Source organism: Streptomyces sp. V3I8 (assembly GCF_030817535.1).
Taxonomy (GTDB): Bacteria; Actinomycetota; Actinomycetes; order Streptomycetales; family Streptomycetaceae; genus Streptomyces.
The window spans coordinates 8,165,914-8,180,671 of sequence record NZ_JAUSZL010000002.1 but is presented as its reverse complement, the minus strand read 5'-3'; the positions used below and the strand labels follow the sequence as shown (position 1 = coordinate 8,180,671).

Sequence of the window (14,758 nt, the reverse complement as noted above, 5' to 3'; positions counted from 1 at the left end):
CGTGCCTTCGTCCGTCGCCTCCGCCGCTCGCGTCCGTTCCGCCGTTGCCCTCCCCGGAGTTCCGGAGTCCCGCCATGAACGTCTCGGTCGTCCTGTTCACGTCCGATCTGCGCCTGCACGACCATCCGCCGCTGTGTGCCGCGCTCGACGGCTCCCGCACGGTGGTCCCCCTCTTCGTGCGCGACCGCGCCGTCGACCGGGCCGGCTTCGCCGCTCCGAACCGGCTGGCGTTCCTCGCCGACTGCCTGCGGGACCTGGACACGGGTCTGCGTGAGCGCGGCGGACGGCTCGTGTACCGCGCGGGTGACCTCGTCGACGAGGTGTGCGGGGTGGTCACCGAGACGGACGCCGACGAGGTGCACATGGCCGCCGGGGTCAGCGCGTACGCCCACCGCCGCGAGGAACGGCTGCGGGCCGCGCTGGAGGCCGACGGACGCCGGCTGCACGTCCACGACGAGGTCGTCACCGTGCTGGCGCCTGGCGCGGTCGCACCGGCCGCGTCGGACCACTTCTCCGTCTTCACGCCGTACTTCCGGCACTGGGAGCGCCACCGCCCGCGTCCCGTGCTGGGCGCGCCCCGGACCGTACGCGTGCCCGAGGGCGTCGGTTCGCAGCGGCTGCCCCAACGCGCGGAACTGTCCGGCCTGTCCGAAGGGCTCGCCACGGGCGGTGAGCGGGAGGGCAGGAAGCGGCTCGCGGCCTGGCTCCGGAGCGGCATCGGCGCGTACGAGGAGCGCCACGACGATCTGGCCGGGGACGCCACCTCGCGGTTCTCCCCGTACATCCACTTCGGCGCGCTGTCCGTCGTCGAGCTCGTCCACCGGGCGCGCAGGGCGGGCGGTCCCGGCGGCGAGGCCTTCGTACGGCAGCTGGCGTGGCGGGACTTCCACCACCAGGTGCTGGCGGCGCGGCCCGCCTCCTCGGCACGGGACTACCGCACCCGCAACGACCTGTGGCGCTCGGAGGATTCGGCGGCGCGGGAGATCGAGGCGTGGAAGGCGGGGCTGACCGGTTATCCCCTCGTCGACGCGGCCATGCGGCAGTTGCGGCACGAGGGGTGGATGCACAACCGGGGCCGCCTGCTGACCGCGAGCTTCCTCACGAAGACGCTGTACGTCGACTGGCGCGTGGGTGCCCGTCACTTCCTGGACCTGCTGGTCGACGGCGACATCGCCAACAACCAGCTCAACTGGCAGTGGGCGGCGGGAACGGGCACCGACACCCGGCCCAACCGGGTCCTCAACCCGGTCGCGCAGGGCAAGCGGTTCGACGCCGACGGCGCGTACGTACGGCGCTGGGTGCCCGAGCTCGCGGGCCTCGCCCGTGCTCACGTGCACGAGCCGTGGAGACTGCGGGGAGCCGAGCGCGCCGCCTACGACTATCCCGGTCCCGTCGTCGAACTCGCCGACCGGCTGGAGCGGTTCAAGCACGCGCGCAGCCTCGGCTGAGGTGTGCGTCGGGCCGGCCCGGGGGCCTGACCGCCACCGACCCGGTCCGCTACCGGCCCGGCACGGCCTGCTCGTAGTGGGCGGTGAGGACGGACAGCGCCTCGTCGAGACTCGGGGGCCGCAGCATGCCCTGGGCCGAACGGCCCGTCCAGCCGGGGCCGCCGAGCACCACCGCCGGCTGTCTGCGGGCGCCCCGCACCCCCCACCGGGTGGCGGCGACGTGCCGGGCCAGCGGGAGGCTCGCCGTGGACCGGGCCTGTGCCCACAGCACGACGGCCACGGGTCCCAGGCGGCGCACCGCCGCGGTGAGCGCCTCCGCCGGGACCGCCGCGCCCAGCATCCTGGCGGGCAGGGAGCGTTCCGCGAGTCCGGCGTTGAGCGCCTCCAGGGGCAGGGTGTGCTGCTCGCCCGGGACGCAGGCCAGGACCACGGGTCCCTGCGCGGTGTCCGGCGGGCCGGCGGGGGACATCGGCGTGACCCGGCGCAGCGCGGTGGATATGTGCCAGGACAACAGGTGTTCGACCTCGACGTAACGGTCGCCGGACGAGGCCCACTTGCGCCCGACGGCGTGCAGGGTCGGCATCATCACCTCCTGCCAGGCGACGGTGAGGCCGTACCGCTCGACGGCGGCGGCCAGCTGGCCGTCCAGGGCCGGGGCGTCGAGCCGGACGGCCGCCCTGGCCAGTCCGCGGCACTCCTGACGCACGTCGCCCAGCGGCAGGGTGCCCGCCGCCCGCGAGCGCCCGCCGCTGCCGGGCGGCCCCTCGTCCGCGGTGGGCCCGGTGCCGGACGGCCGGTCCGGCACTCCGGGCGCGCGGTGTCCGGTCGCGGGTCCTCCCTGGCCCGGGACAGGCTTTTCATGGTCCCCCGCGGGCGGTCCGTGGCCTGCCGGCCGTCCCGGGGCGGCCCGGAGGGACCCGCCGGAGGCGGACCGCTCCCGCGTGCCCGCGTCACCGGCCTTGGCGGCGCGGGCCGCCTCGCCGGGAGGGATCCCGGCCGAGGTGAGCCGGCACATCGCCTCCAGCACCGCCACGTCCTGGGGCGTCCAGCGCCGGTGCCGTCCGTCGGCGCGGACCGCGGGGCCCAGTCCGTACCGGCGGTCCCACGAGCGCAGTGTGGTCGGCGACACCCCCAGCCGCCGGGCCAGGCCCCCGGTGGTCATCCCCGTACCGACCGCCGCGGCCTCGTTCGTGTCGGGCTCCGGGTGACCACCCGGCTCGCCCGTCGGCTCGTCCATGAGCCGACTATACGACGCAGAATCGACGCGGTTTGATGCCTCGGCCTTTCCGCTCCCACGATGGCGTCACCCGGGCGCTGTACGGGAGTTGCCCCGGGCCGGCGTCCCCGGACCGCACCGCCGTGGTCCGACGGGTGCCGCACCCGGCCGTCCCCCGCGCGGCCGGGACGCAGCCGTGCGAGGCGAGGAGCCGTGAGCCATGACCCGACGACCGATGGCCGGGCACCCGCCCGCGCCGGGGTCCGCACAGATGTCCGTACACCCGCCCGTACGGCCGCTCGTACGGCGGCCCGTGGAGCGGTCCGTGGAGCGCGGGACGGCGCCGGCCGCGTCCGCGCGGGCCAGGCCGGAGGATGCGCTCAGCGACGAGGAGCTGGCCCGTGGCCTCGTCGGCGGGGACGAGGCCTGTCTGGCCGCCGCCCACACGAGGTGGTCGCCGCTGGTGTACACGCTCGCCCGGCGCGCGCTGGGCGACGAACGGGAGGCCGAGGACGTCACCCAGCTGGTGTTCCTCGGCATGTGGCGCGGCCGTCACGGCTACCGGCCCGAGCGCGGCGCGATCGCCGGATGGATCATCGGCATCGCCAAACGCAAGATCGCCGACGCCCTGGCGGCCCGGACCCGGCGTGCCGAGCTGGTCGCCTCGGCCGGGGCCGTCCTGCTGCTCGCCGATCCCGCGAGCGGGCGGCCCGAGGCCGCCCTCGACCGGGTGCTCGTGGGACACGAGATGTCCAAGCTGCCCGCCGGCCAGCAGCAGGTCCTGCGGCTCACCTTCTACGAGGACCTCACCCAGACCCAGATCGCCCGGCGCACCGGCCTGCCGCTGGGGACGGTCAAGAGTCACGCCCGTCGCGGACTGCACCAGCTGCGGCACGGCCTGCGCCACGCGGTGAACGGCTGAAGCGGGCGGCCCGGGCGAACGGACACACCGGGCTCGCGCGTCAGTTCGATGCGGAAGCGATGCGCCGCCGTCTCCCCTCCAACCGCCGACGCCGGTGGCGGTGGCGGTGGCGGTGGCGGTGACACGGACGGGACCGGCGGCGCTCCGGTGCATCCGGGCGGCGCGTCCTGCCGGAAGTACGGAGGAGAAAGGGCTCAGGGGCCCGGAATTCCGGACCGCGGACCCGCAGAGCCGTGCGGGCACCTTTCGAACCCCCCTCCCGGGGCAGTCGGCTGTTTCGGGAGGGGCGCCGGTCCGGCGTTCGGCCCCCCGGACCGGCAGGGCGGTCCGGGGCCCCGTCCTGGACCACCGACGGCGCCCCGGACTCGCCCTCCGCGCGGTGCCTTCGCGCGCGAAGGCGCAGGAGAGATCCGCCCGTGACCAATCCGCCTGCCTCCCGGCAACGGATTCCAGCCGTACGAAGCCCGCCCCCGGAGGACCCCCTCGTGAAAGAAGCCGTGCACATCGGCAGGAACCCCTCGGCCGAACCGGACCTGCAGGACCTGATGGGCGGTGTCGCCCTCGGGGACCAGCAGGCCTTCGCCCGGCTGTACGACGCCGTGGTGGGTCCCGTCCTGGGTGTCGTGCGCAGCGTGCTGCGCGACCGGGCCCAGTCGGAGGAGGTGACCCAGGAAGTACTGGTCGAGGTGTGGCGGTCCGCCGCCCGCTACCGGAACGACCGCGGCTCGGTGATCAACTGGGTGCTCACCCTCGCCCACCAGCGCGCCGTCGACCGGGTCCGCTCGGTCGAGGCCTCGGCCGCACGTGAGCACAGGGCGGCGCTGCTCGACCACGCCCCCGAGTACGACGAGGTGACGGAACAGGTGGAAGCCCGGTTGGAACGCGAACAAGTCCGACGCTGTCTGCGCACGCTCACCGAGCTGCAGCGCCAGTCCGTCACGCTGGCGTACTACCGCGGTCTGACCTACCGGGAGGTGGCCGAGTCGCTGGCCCTGCCGCTCGGCACGGTCAAGACGCGGCTGCGCGACGGTCTCATCCGCCTGCGTGACTGCCTGGGGGCCGCCGTATGAGCACCGTCGACCTGCACACCCTGACGGGCGCGTACGCACTGCACGCACTCTCCGAGGACGAACGGGTCGAGTTCGAACGCCATGCGGCCGACTGCGAGGCCTGCGCCCAGGAGGCCCTCGAGCTGAGCGAGACCGCGGCCCGGCTCGGGCTCGCGGTGTCCGCGACCCCGTCCGCCGCGCTCAAGGACCAGGTCATGCAGCGGATCGCGACGGTCCGCCAGGAGAGCCCGCGCGGCACGTCCCCGGTGCGGTCCCCGCTGCGGTCCCCGGGCCGCGGCAGCCGCGCGCGCCGGCTGTCGCGGTGGGCGCTCGCCGCCTGCCTGGCCGGGGTGGCCGCGTTCGGCGGCACGGCGGTGTGGCAGTACGACCGGGCCGAGGACGCCCAGGAGCAGGCGCGGCAGTCCGAGCGGCGCACGGACGCGATCGCGGCGGTGCTGGCCGCCCCGGACGCCAGGACCCGCACCGCCGGACTGGCGGACGGGGCCCGCGGCACGGTCGTCGTCTCGAAGAGCCGCGACAGGGCGGTCTTCATCGCCTCCGGCATGGCGAGCCCGCCGAACGGCAAGGTCTACCAGCTGTGGTTCGACGACGGGGGCACCATGCGGTCCGCCGGGCTGATGGATCCCGGCCGGACGACCGGGCCCGTCCTCCTGGAGGGGACGGTGGACAAGGCGTCCGGTATGGGCATCACCGTCGAGCCGGCGGGCGGTTCCGCGCGGCCGACCTCGTCGCCGCTGGCCCTGATGACGTTCCCGGCCTGACCGTGCCGCCCCCCGCGGACAGCTGCTTCCGTCCCCGGCCGCCGTCACACCCGAAGGACAACCGTCCTGGTCGACGCGGCCCTTCCGGTGCCCGTCCGTTTCCGTCCGTTGCCGCTCCCTGAAACTCCCACGCCCCACGAGTGCACATAAAGGGAAAATAAGCGCAGAATGGACACAGGTATCGGACGCCGTACACCGCACCGTCACGGTCGGGTCTGCGGAGACAGCGGAGACAGCGGAGACAAAAAAGGAGTCACATCATGGCCAACGTCTCGAACACCAGAGGGGACATCGCCACCCACCCCGATGTACCGGAGATGCGGGACCGCTACGCCCGCATGCTCGGGGGTCGCGATGTGGCGCTCGTGGACGGACCGGTGTTCCTGCTCGGTCTGTACTGCGCCGCCTCCCCATGGATCCTGCACTACACGTCGAGCCAGTCGGCCCTCATGACGCACAACCTCATCGTGGGCATCGCGATCTGCGTGCTGGCTCTCGGCTTCACCACCAACCCGGCGCGGATGTACGGCCTGAGCGGCGCCATGTGCGCGATGGGCGTCTGGATGATCATCGCGCCGTGGATCGTGGGCAGCAGCCCCGACACGGGCGTCGTGATCAACAACATCATCATCGGCGCCCTGACCCTGATGCTCGGGTTCGTGTGTCTGACCGCCTCGGCGAAGAACACGTCGAAGAGGTAGCGCGGCACCCGCACGGATGAGCCGCGGGCCGGCCCGTAGCGCCACGGGCCGGCTCGCACACGCGTCGGTGAGGGCGTCCCGGACCTTCTTCCGTCCCGGCGTCCGGGGCTCGGGTCCCGGCGATATCCACTGGCCGTACGCCGTCCGCCGCGCCCACACTGTCGCGGTGAGCCGTACTTTCAGCGCGTGGGTGACATCGGGCGAGGACCTCCTCGGCGTCGCCGGCCCCTTCCCCGTCGACGTACCGCGGTGGGCCGAGGTCGAGCCGGTCGTCCTGCGGCTGCGGAAGGTCCTGGGCGTGGAGGTGCTGGTGCTGCGCCTGCTGTCCGTGGAGGGCGGCGGGGACGGACGCGACGGTCATGTGACCTACCACGTCCAGGCGTTGGAGCGTCCGCGCGTACCGCTCCGGCTTCCGGCGGATCCGGGGGCGTTGAGCGGGGACGAGCCGCTGCGGGCACGGTGGGCGGACGCCGACGGCCTGCACGGGCTGCTCGACGGGGCGACGCGCACCCTGGCCGCGGCGGGGCGGCCGGTGACCGGACCGGTGGAGCAGCGCCGTACCTGGAACCTGGCCGGGCTCTTCCGGCTGCCCACCGGCCGGGGACCGGTCTGGCTCAAGGCCACCCCGCACTTCGCCGCCGACGAGGCGGAGGTCATCGCCGCGTTCGCCCGGATCGACCCGGGTCTGGTGCCCACCGTCCTCGGTTCCGCCGACGGGTACGTCCTGATGGAGCACGTTCCGGGCGAGGACTGCTGGCGCGCGTCGGCCCGGACCGCCGCCTCGGGTGCCCGGCGGTTCGCCGCCGCGCAGGCGGCCCTCGCCGAGCGGCCGGGCGAACGGCCCGCCTCCGTGCCGGACCGCCGGACGGCCGTCCTCGCCGAACGCGTGGCGGAACTCCTCGACGGTCCCGTCCGCGCCGAACTCACCGCCCGGGAACTGGACCTCGCACGGGCGCTGGCCGACCGCTGGCGGTCGCTCGAGGAGTGCGGACTGCCGGACACGGTCGTGCACGGCGACTTCCACCCGGGCAACTGGCGTGCCGACGGCGGCCCGCCGGTGGTCGTCGACTTCGCCGACGCACACTGGGGCAACCCGGTCCTCGACGGTCTGCGCCTCGGCTCCTTCCTCCCTGCGGCGGTGCGCGCGAGCACCGCCCGCGCCTGGGCCGACGCGTGGCGGGCACGGGTCCCGGGCAGCGATCCCGCCCGCGCCCTGGTCGTCGCCGAACCGCTCGCGCCCCTCGCGTCCGCGGTGCGTTACCAGGAGTTCCTGGACGGCATCGAACCGTCCGAACGGGTCTATCACCAGGGTGATCCCGCGTCGGCGGTCCGCGAGGCGGTGCGCCGCGCGGCCGCTCCCGACCCGTGCCTGGCCGTCCCGGGGCGCGCCCCGGCGCGGTGAGCGGGACCACGCGCCCTTGGCCGCACGTCCGCGCGCGGTGCAGGATCACCCCATGGACAGTCCGCCGACGCTCATCCCGCCCACGCACCTGCGCCTCGAAGGAGAGGGAGTTCACCTGCGCGAATGGTCCGAGGGCGACCTGGACTCGCTGATCGCCCTGTACGAGGACCCCGAGATGGCCCGCTGGACCCCGGTGGCCTCGCCGTTCGACAGGCCGGCGGCCCTCGCCTACCTCGCCGACGCCCGGGAGGCGCGGGCCCAGGGGCGCAGGGCTCAGTTCGCGATCACCACGGACGCGGTGCTGCCCCGGGGCGAGGTGCTGCTGTTCCGCAGCGGGACCGACGAGCGAGACGTCGAGATCGCGTACGGCGTCGGCGCCGCCCACCGCGGCCGGGGTCTCGCCTCCCGTGCGGTCCGGCTGCTCGCCGCCTACGCCGTGCGTCACGCGGACGCCCGGCGGGTGGTGCTGCGCATCGAGGAGGCCAATACGGCCAGTGCCGGCGTCGCCCGGGCCGCCGGCTTCGCCCTCACCGACGACGAGCCCGTGCACCGGACGTCACGGAACCGGGAGGCCACGTTACGGACCTGGAGCCTCAGCGGCACCCCGCACACGCCCTGATCCGCCGGCGCCCCGCGTGTACCGCCGGCCCCGGTCCCGTCCGGCCCGGCCGGCAACCGGTCGGTGTACTGCCGTAGTTGCCCGGCGCCGGGTCCTGATCATCAGCGTACGTAATGGTGTTGCGGGGTGTTCTCCGGCGCGGCTAGCGTCTGCGGCTTCCCCGAAGTCCACACCGACCGTGACGGAGACCTCTTGCCCCACCGCATCACCGCGCTCACCGATCCCGCACCCACCGCCTCGGGCACCCGGTCGGCCTGGCTCGCGTCCGACGACGAGGGGATACCGGCGGGATCCGCCTTCCTGCGGCTGTTCACCGGCCGGGGGCAGAGGCATCTCGCCGAACTCGAGCTCGGCGTGCACCGTTGTGAACGACGGCAGGGCGTCGGCAGCCGGCTGCTGGCGGCGGCGGTCTCGGCGGCGCGTGACGACGGCCGCCGCTCGCTCCTGGCGCAGGCCGAGGACGGCTCGTCCGGCGACCGTTTCCTGGCGGCCCGCGGTTTCCGCCGGGTCCTCGCGCTGACCTACGCCAGGCTGCCGCTGGCCGACGCCGACCTGCGACGGATGGACGACATCGTCCGGCAGCCGCACGAGGGATACCGGTTGGTCCGGTGGGAGGGCACGGTGCCGCCCGAACTGGCCCTGTCCTTCGCCGCGTCGCGGCGGGCCATGGACGACATGCCGATGGAGGGGACCGACTACGGCACGGTCGTCTGGGACGTGGACCGGGTGCGCGCCGCCGCCGACGCCGTCGCCGCGCGCGGTGAACTGCTGCACACCGTCGCCGTGGTGCGCACGGCGGACGAGTCGGTCGTCGGTTTCTCCGAACTGGTCGTACCGGGCGACGGCCGGGGCGACGGCCGGCACTACGGGACCGGCGTGCTGCCCGAGCACCGGGGGCACGGGCTGGGTCTGTGGATGAAGGCGGAGTCCGTGCGCCGGGCCCGCGAGCGCCACCCGGAGCTCGGGGGCCTGCTCACCGACACGGCCGACAGCAACACCCGCATGCGCGGCATCAACGACGCGCTCGGCTACCTGCCCACGCACCAGGCGGTGGAGTACCAGCTCGACCTGTGAGGCCGCGTCCGTACCGCGGTGCGGAGCACGGGGGTGGGACGCGGGGGCGGGAAGTACGTTTTCGGGCCCGCCGACACGTCTCCCCCCGGGGCGTCGGCGGGCCCGCGGCCTCGACCGTGCCCACGGCGCGGGAGAGACGTGGCGTCACGGGAGGCCGATCCCGGGACGACGTGACCCAACACCTGGAGCATGCCACGGACGCGTTGCCGCTACGCGGGGCCAACCGGCCCTCGGCGGCGGCCCGTTCGGCCCGCATTCGGCCCGTGTTCACCGGAGGACCGACCGTGCGGCCGGGACGGGCCGGCCTCCGAGTTCCCGCCACCGGGCCCCGGCGCCCGGCCCCGGCGTCCGGCTACGGTGCCGGGCGGACGTACGGCGTCGTCGTGGTGAGCGGTGCGAAACCGAGCCGCTGGAGGATGGGCCGGCTCTGGTCGGAGGCGTCCACCTGGAGGTAGCGGTAGCCGCGCTCGGCGGCGACACGGGCGCGGTGGGCGACCAGGGCGCGGTAGATGCCGCGGCCGCGCCAGGCCTCGACGGTGCCGCCGCCCCACAGGCCGGCGAACCGGGTGCCGGGGACGAGCTCCATCCGGGCAGAGCTGACCGGGGCACCGTCGGCGAGGGCCACGACCACGACCACGGTGTCCGGGTGCTCGTCCAGTTGGGCGAGCAGTTGGCTGCGCAGCCGGGTGCCGGACGTGCCGAAGGCCTGTTCGTGCACGTCGACCACGAGGTCGACGCCCGCCGCGTCGGTGACGGACCGCAGCCCGACGCCCCGCGGAGGCTCCGCGTCCAGGCTCAGCGCGCCGGTCTCGGCGATCATCAGGGTCTCCGTCGGCCCGGGTGCGAACCCGGCGGCCCGCAGCCGCTCTCCGAGGTCGGCCGGCCGGTCGTGCCCGTACAGCTTCCACTCGAACTCGTGGCCCGACCGGGCGAAGTGGCGCGCCTGTTCGGCGATGACCTCGTCCGCGTCGGACTCCGTCAGGTCCGACCACAGGACGCCGTTCCAGCCGTGCTCGGGTCCGACGTGCCGGACCACCCCGCCGACCCGCTCCACGACGGAATCGGGACCGTAGGGCTGCGCGCCCTCACGCATCTCCCGGTCGAACAGGGCCAGCACCGCTTCGTGATCCATGGGGTCACTCCAGCATCCGCGGGCCGCCCCGGCAACGGAGTTTCGGATCACCCCGGGACCGGCACCCCGGAGCCGTCGCCCCGGGGCCGTCGCCTGGGTTCGCAGGAGGACCGGCCGCGGGGAACCGCCGGCGGCGGCGAACGCGGGGCACGACTGAGCCGTACAGGACGGGGCAGGCGGAGGGGATCACCCACCGCCGCCGAGGCCAGGAGATGTGGTGTCGCACGATCTGTCAGCCCCCGCGCATCCGCCGCCCCCGGCGCCCCGGGAACGCCCGGCGGTCCCGGCGCTCCCGGCGGTCCCGGTACCGCGGGGCGGCAGCCCGTCGGCCGGCGGACGGGACCCGTACTTCGACAACGCGAAATACCTCACCATCGTGCTGGTGGCCTGTGGTCACGCCTGGGAACCGCTGACCCAAGGGAGCCGGTTCGCCACCGCCGCGTACCTGACCGTGTACGCCTTCCACATGCCCGCGTTCGCCCTCGTCTCCGGCTACTTCTCGCGGAGCTTCGACATGGCGCCGGGCCGGGTGCGGCGGCTCCTGACGAGCGTCGTCGTGCCGTACCTGGTCTTCGAGACCGCGTACACGCTGTTCTACCGGTGGGCGCGGGACGATCCCGGCTACCCGCTGAGCCTGCTGGATCCCTGGTACGTGATGTGGTTCCTGGTCGCCCTCTTCATCTGGCGGCTGACCACACCGATCTGGCTGACGCTGCGCCACCCGGTGCCGGTCGCCATGGGGTTCGCGGTGCTGGCCGCCGTCTCTCCGGATCTGGGCGGGGACATCTCGATCCAGCGGGTCCTGGGCTTCCTGCCGTTCTTCGTGCTCGGACTGACGCTGCGCGCCGAGCACTTCGAACGGCTGCGGACCTGGCGCGTACGGCTGCTCGCGCTGCCGGTGGCCGCGGCGGCCCTGGTCACGGCGTACGCGGTGGCGCCCTGGTTCGGCGCCGGCTGGCTCTACCACCGGGGCAGCGTCACGGGCCAGGGTGCACCGGCCTGGGCGGGGCTGTTCACCACCCCGGCGCTGTTCTGCCTCGCGCTGGTCCTGACGGCCTGCTTCCTGTCCTGGGTGCCCGGACGGCACCTGTGGTGCACGACGCTGGGTACGGGGACGATGTACGGCTATCTGCTGCACGGCTTCGTGATCAAGTCGTCCCGTTTCTGGAACTGGTACGACCATCCCTGGCTGCACACCGCGTTCGGGCTGTTCGTCGTCACCGTGGCCGCCGTGGGGCTCGTCACCGTGCTGTGTTCCGGCCCGGTCCGCTCGGTGTTCCGGTTCGTCGTAGAGCCGCGCATGGAGTGGATGTTCGTCCGTCCCGAGGCTCCCGCGCAGGCCGGCGGCGGGCCGGAGGGGGAAGGTGCTCGTGCACGGAGGCCCCACCGGTCGTCGTGACCGGTGGGGCCTTCCGTCCTCGGAGGTGTCGCTCGGCTGGGAACCGATGCGGCGCTCACACGTCGCGCCGGTTCAGCGCACCACGGAGGACGACGGTCCGCACACCGCCCGTTGCCACGGTCCGCGCAGGACCACGGCCCGGTCCGGTGCGCGTCCGCGGATCCGGGTCAGTGTCCGTCCCGGCGGACGGACCCCTGTACGGCGGCGGGCCGGAAGCGGCGGTACAGCGCGACTCCGCCCAGCATCAGCGCGGCACTCGCGGCGGCCGCCGGGGCCATCAGGTCCGTACCGGTCCGGGCGAGGGCGGCCTTGGGGACGCCCTGGGGCACGATCCGCGATCCCTCGGCCTCCACCGGGTCGGCGGGCTCGGCCCGGTCGGCGGGCCGCTGCGACGGCTGGGCCGGCTTCGGGCCGGACGGCGTGTCCGGGAGCCGCGGCCCGTCCGCCGAGGTGTTCGTGGACTCGTTGCCGACCGAGGGGTTGCCGATGCCGACGACACTCACCGAGTTGCCGGTGACGTTCACCGGCAGCTGTACCGGCAGGTGCACACCGTTGCCGGAGACCAGGCCCGGTGACTCCTTCTCGACACCGTCGGCGACCGCGCCCGCGGAGCCGTGGTGGCCGCCTGCTCCGCCGTCGCCGCCCTCGTCGGCGCAGCCGTTGCCCGCGGCGGGGTTGAGGAGCCCGACCACGTTCACGGTGTTCCCGCACGCGTTGACCGGAACGTGCACCGGGAGCTGAATGGTGTTGCCGGAGATCACCCCGGGCGACCTGGCCGTGACACCGTCGGCCGCGGAGTCCGCGTGCGCCGGCATCGTCACGCCCACGGCGCCGGAGGCGGCGGCCGCGATGATCAAACCACTTCGGGCAACCCGTTTCATGGGTCCCTGCCTTCCAGACGGTGTCACGGGCAGGCGCCCGCACCGTTTAAACGCGGCCGCACCAGGCAGGTTATGGCCCGCCCGCCATTCCCCCCCTTCGGGGGGACGCGGGCCTGGGTGCCGAACGGGTGGCCGGGTGGGCCGCCCGAGGGCTGCCCGAGGGCCGGGCGTACCGGACGGGCGTACGGACAGGCGCACGGACGGGCCGCGCAGGATAAGGCCCGCGCCGCCGTTCCGCCCGCCGGGAGGCGTGGGCGGAAAGCCCCGCTTATCGTGATCGAGGGGGAATCCCCGGCCGCGGGCCGGGGCGTCCCGGGAGGCCTGTGATGCTGTCGACGCACCAACGCCGCGCCCTCATCTGCGCCGTGACGCTGGCCCTGCTCGGTGCGGGGCTGCCGTCGGTGGCCGCGGCCGCCGACGAAGGACCCGACCTGTCCCGCTTCCACGACCAGCGGATCAGGTGGACGGCCTGTCCGGGCGACGACCTGCCCGAGGGCCTGCAGTGCGGGAAGGTGACCGTCCCCCTCGACTACGCGCGCCCCGCCGACGGCACGCTCGAACTGGCCATGGCGAGGTTCACGGCGACGGGCAGGTCGAGAGGTTCGGTGCTGCTGAACTTCGGCGGCCCCGGCGGCCCGGGAGTCAGCGAGCTCGCGGGCGGCGGAGCCGACTTCATGGGGCTCACGAACGGCTACGACGTGGTCGCCTTCGACCCGCGCGGCGTCGGCCGCAGTTCCCCGGTCAGCTGCGGCGACGGCATGGACTCCACGGCCCCCGACGCCGACCCGGACTCCGACGCGGACCCGGGCACGGGCGCGGACGGCGGGACGGAGGCGGAGGCGGCGCCGGAGGAGAGCGAGGATCCGCGGGCCGCTCTGGACGTGCTGCGGAAGGTCGCCGCGGAGTGCGCCGAGCACTCCGGGCCGGTGATGGAGCACATCGGCACGGTCGACGCCGCGCGCGACCTCGACGTGATGCGCGCGGCCCTCGGCGACAGGAAGCTCAACTACCTGGGCTTCTCCTACGGGACACGGCTGGGCGCGGTGTACGCGGCCCAGTTCCCCGGGAGGACGGGGCGTATGGTCCTCGACGGCGTGGACACCCTCACCGAACCGCTCGCCGAGCAGGGCGTCACCGGCGCGCAGGGCCAGCAGACCGCCCTGGAGGACTTCCTCGACTGGTGCACGCAGGACATCAACTGCGCGTTCGGCCAGGACCCGCGCTCGGCCCGCGAGGAGGTGCTCCGGCTGATCGGCTCGCTGGACGCGGACCCGGTGCCGGCGGACTTCGGCATACCGTTCTCGGGCCAGGACCTGGTCGGCGCCATAGGGCAGGCCCTCTACAGCAAGGAGCTGTGGCCCGCCCTCTCGCAGGCGCTCACCTCGCTCGTCCAGGACGGGGACACCCGCGGCATCATGCGCTTCTTCGTCGGCGGCGGCACGTTCCCCGGTGGCGGCGCCGCCACCGGGAACGGCGACGGCGACGGACACGGGAACGGGAACGGAACCCTCGTCGACGAGGGCGAGATCCCCTTCGACAACCTCCCCGCCGCGCTGATGGCCATCAACTGCGCCGACGACCCCGACCGGCCCAGCGCCGACCGGATCGTCCAGGACCTCGGCAGGCTGCGTGCCGCGTACGAGCGGGCGTCACCGGTCTTCGGCCGGTACCGGCTCGCCCAGGCGCTGATGTGTTACGGCCGCCCCAGGGGCACCTCGTACATCCGTGAGGAGGTACGGGACGTCGGCACACCGAAGATGCTGCTCGTCGGCACCCGCGGCGACCCGGCGACCCCGTACCGCTGGACCACGGAGACCGCGGACCGGCTCGGTTCGTCGGCCGTCGTCCTCGACAACAAGGGCGAGGGCCACACCGGCTACTCCTCCTCGAAGTGCGTGCACCGGAAGATCGACGACTTCCTGCTGTACGGGCGGCTGCCGGCGGACGGCAGTTCGTGCGGCGCGGAGGAGTGAGCCGCGCACGATCGGGCACGTCATGCGGTGCCCGCCACGGGCGGGGCCGATACGCGTACGAGACGCTCGTACACACACACGCACGAACGTATGCGTGAGCGGTTCCTCCAAAGTGGTCGGCGCGTCGGCAACTCGCCTGGGAGCGTTACGATTTGAAGGC

13 protein-coding genes are annotated in these 14,758 nt (G+C 74.2%); 10 read left to right on the top strand and 3 right to left on the bottom strand.

From position 1 onward, the window contains the following. Positions 1-74: 74 nt before the first annotated feature. Positions 75-1,448 (top strand): deoxyribodipyrimidine photo-lyase, encoded by a 1,374-nt coding sequence (locus QFZ75_RS36150; protein WP_307543650.1) that lies wholly within the window; start codon positions 75-77, stop codon positions 1,446-1,448. Positions 1,449-1,497: 49 nt separating this feature from the next. Here QFZ75_RS36150 and QFZ75_RS36145 read toward each other — a convergent pair whose 3' ends face one another. Continuing rightward, a complete protein-coding gene (locus QFZ75_RS36145) occupies positions 1,498-2,610 on the bottom strand; it encodes a MerR family transcriptional regulator (RefSeq protein WP_307545029.1) in 1,113 nt (370 codons plus the stop codon). A gap of 274 nt (positions 2,611-2,884) precedes the next feature. Between QFZ75_RS36145 and QFZ75_RS36140 the strand changes: the two genes are divergently transcribed. The 7 genes from QFZ75_RS36140 (at position 2,885) to QFZ75_RS36110 (ending at position 9,213) form a co-directional block, all read left to right on the top strand. Beyond that, positions 2,885-3,586, top strand: coding sequence for a sigma-70 family RNA polymerase sigma factor (locus QFZ75_RS36140; RefSeq protein WP_307543649.1), 702 nt, complete (start codon positions 2,885-2,887; stop codon positions 3,584-3,586). Between the two features lie 485 nt (positions 3,587-4,071). Beyond that, on the top strand, positions 4,072-4,656 hold the full coding sequence (locus tag QFZ75_RS36135; protein WP_307543648.1) for a sigma-70 family RNA polymerase sigma factor: 585 nt from the start codon (positions 4,072-4,074) through the stop codon (positions 4,654-4,656). After that, on the top strand, positions 4,653-5,417 hold the full coding sequence (locus QFZ75_RS36130) for an anti-sigma factor (RefSeq protein WP_307543647.1): 765 nt from the start codon (positions 4,653-4,655) through the stop codon (positions 5,415-5,417). The genes QFZ75_RS36135 and QFZ75_RS36130 overlap by 4 nt, the downstream gene beginning before the upstream one ends. A 260-nt stretch (positions 5,418-5,677) precedes the next feature. Next, positions 5,678-6,118 (top strand): SPW repeat protein, encoded by a 441-nt coding sequence (locus QFZ75_RS36125; RefSeq protein ID WP_307543646.1) that lies wholly within the window; start codon positions 5,678-5,680, stop codon positions 6,116-6,118. Positions 6,119-6,284: 166 nt separating this feature from the next. After that, positions 6,285-7,520, top strand: a complete 1,236-nt coding sequence (locus tag QFZ75_RS36120) for an aminoglycoside phosphotransferase family protein (RefSeq protein ID WP_307543645.1) — start codon at positions 6,285-6,287, stop codon at positions 7,518-7,520. A gap of 52 nt (positions 7,521-7,572) precedes the next feature. Further along, on the top strand, positions 7,573-8,139 hold the full coding sequence (locus QFZ75_RS36115) for a GNAT family N-acetyltransferase (protein WP_307543644.1): 567 nt from the start codon (positions 7,573-7,575) through the stop codon (positions 8,137-8,139). A 192-nt stretch (positions 8,140-8,331) separates the two neighbouring features. Then, positions 8,332-9,213 carry a GNAT family N-acetyltransferase gene (locus QFZ75_RS36110; RefSeq protein WP_307543643.1) on the top strand — a complete coding sequence of 294 codons (882 nt, stop codon included), beginning with the start codon at positions 8,332-8,334 and terminating at the stop codon, positions 9,211-9,213. Between the two features lie 352 nt (positions 9,214-9,565). Here QFZ75_RS36110 and QFZ75_RS36105 read toward each other — a convergent pair whose 3' ends face one another. Then, positions 9,566-10,345 carry a GNAT family N-acetyltransferase gene (locus tag QFZ75_RS36105; protein WP_307543642.1) on the bottom strand — a complete coding sequence of 260 codons (780 nt, stop codon included), beginning with the start codon at positions 10,343-10,345 and terminating at the stop codon, positions 9,566-9,568. Between the two features lie 217 nt (positions 10,346-10,562). Between QFZ75_RS36105 and QFZ75_RS36100 the strand changes: the two genes are divergently transcribed. Next, positions 10,563-11,744: an acyltransferase family protein gene (locus tag QFZ75_RS36100; protein WP_307543641.1), complete on the top strand. Its 1,182-nt coding sequence runs from the start codon at positions 10,563-10,565 to the stop codon at positions 11,742-11,744. A gap of 167 nt (positions 11,745-11,911) precedes the next feature. On the opposite strand, the gene QFZ75_RS36095 is transcribed toward QFZ75_RS36100, so the two are convergent. Then, the gene (locus QFZ75_RS36095; protein ID WP_307543640.1) at positions 11,912-12,625 is read right to left on the bottom strand and encodes a chaplin; all 714 of its coding nucleotides are present in this window, start codon (positions 12,623-12,625) and stop codon (positions 11,912-11,914) included. Between the two features lie 326 nt (positions 12,626-12,951). Here QFZ75_RS36095 and QFZ75_RS36090 point away from each other — a divergent pair, with 326 nt between their 5' ends. Next, the gene (locus QFZ75_RS36090) at positions 12,952-14,598 is read left to right on the top strand and encodes an alpha/beta hydrolase (RefSeq protein WP_307543639.1); all 1,647 of its coding nucleotides are present in this window, start codon (positions 12,952-12,954) and stop codon (positions 14,596-14,598) included. Positions 14,599-14,758 lie beyond the last annotated feature (160 nt).

Bases quoted from the DNA above. Each gene is read 5' to 3' on its own strand.
- QFZ75_RS36150 (WP_307543650.1), top strand. From the start codon at position 75: ATGAACGTCTCGGTCGTCCTGTTCACGTCCGATCTGCGCCTGCACGAC.
- QFZ75_RS36145 (WP_307545029.1), bottom strand. From the start codon at position 2,610: ATGACCACCGGGGGCCTGGCCCGGCGGCTGGGGGTGTCGCCGACCACA.
- QFZ75_RS36140 (WP_307543649.1), top strand. From the start codon at position 2,885: ATGACCCGACGACCGATGGCCGGGCACCCGCCCGCGCCGGGGTCCGCA.
- QFZ75_RS36130 (WP_307543647.1), top strand. From the start codon at position 4,653: ATGAGCACCGTCGACCTGCACACCCTGACGGGCGCGTACGCACTGCAC.
- QFZ75_RS36125 (WP_307543646.1), top strand. From the start codon at position 5,678: ATGGCCAACGTCTCGAACACCAGAGGGGACATCGCCACCCACCCCGAT.
- QFZ75_RS36115 (WP_307543644.1), top strand. From the start codon at position 7,573: ATGGACAGTCCGCCGACGCTCATCCCGCCCACGCACCTGCGCCTCGAA.
- QFZ75_RS36105 (WP_307543642.1), bottom strand. From the start codon at position 10,345: ATGGATCACGAAGCGGTGCTGGCCCTGTTCGACCGGGAGATGCGTGAG.
- QFZ75_RS36095 (WP_307543640.1), bottom strand. From the start codon at position 12,625: ATGAAACGGGTTGCCCGAAGTGGTTTGATCATCGCGGCCGCCGCCTCC.
- QFZ75_RS36090 (WP_307543639.1), top strand. From the start codon at position 12,952: ATGCTGTCGACGCACCAACGCCGCGCCCTCATCTGCGCCGTGACGCTG.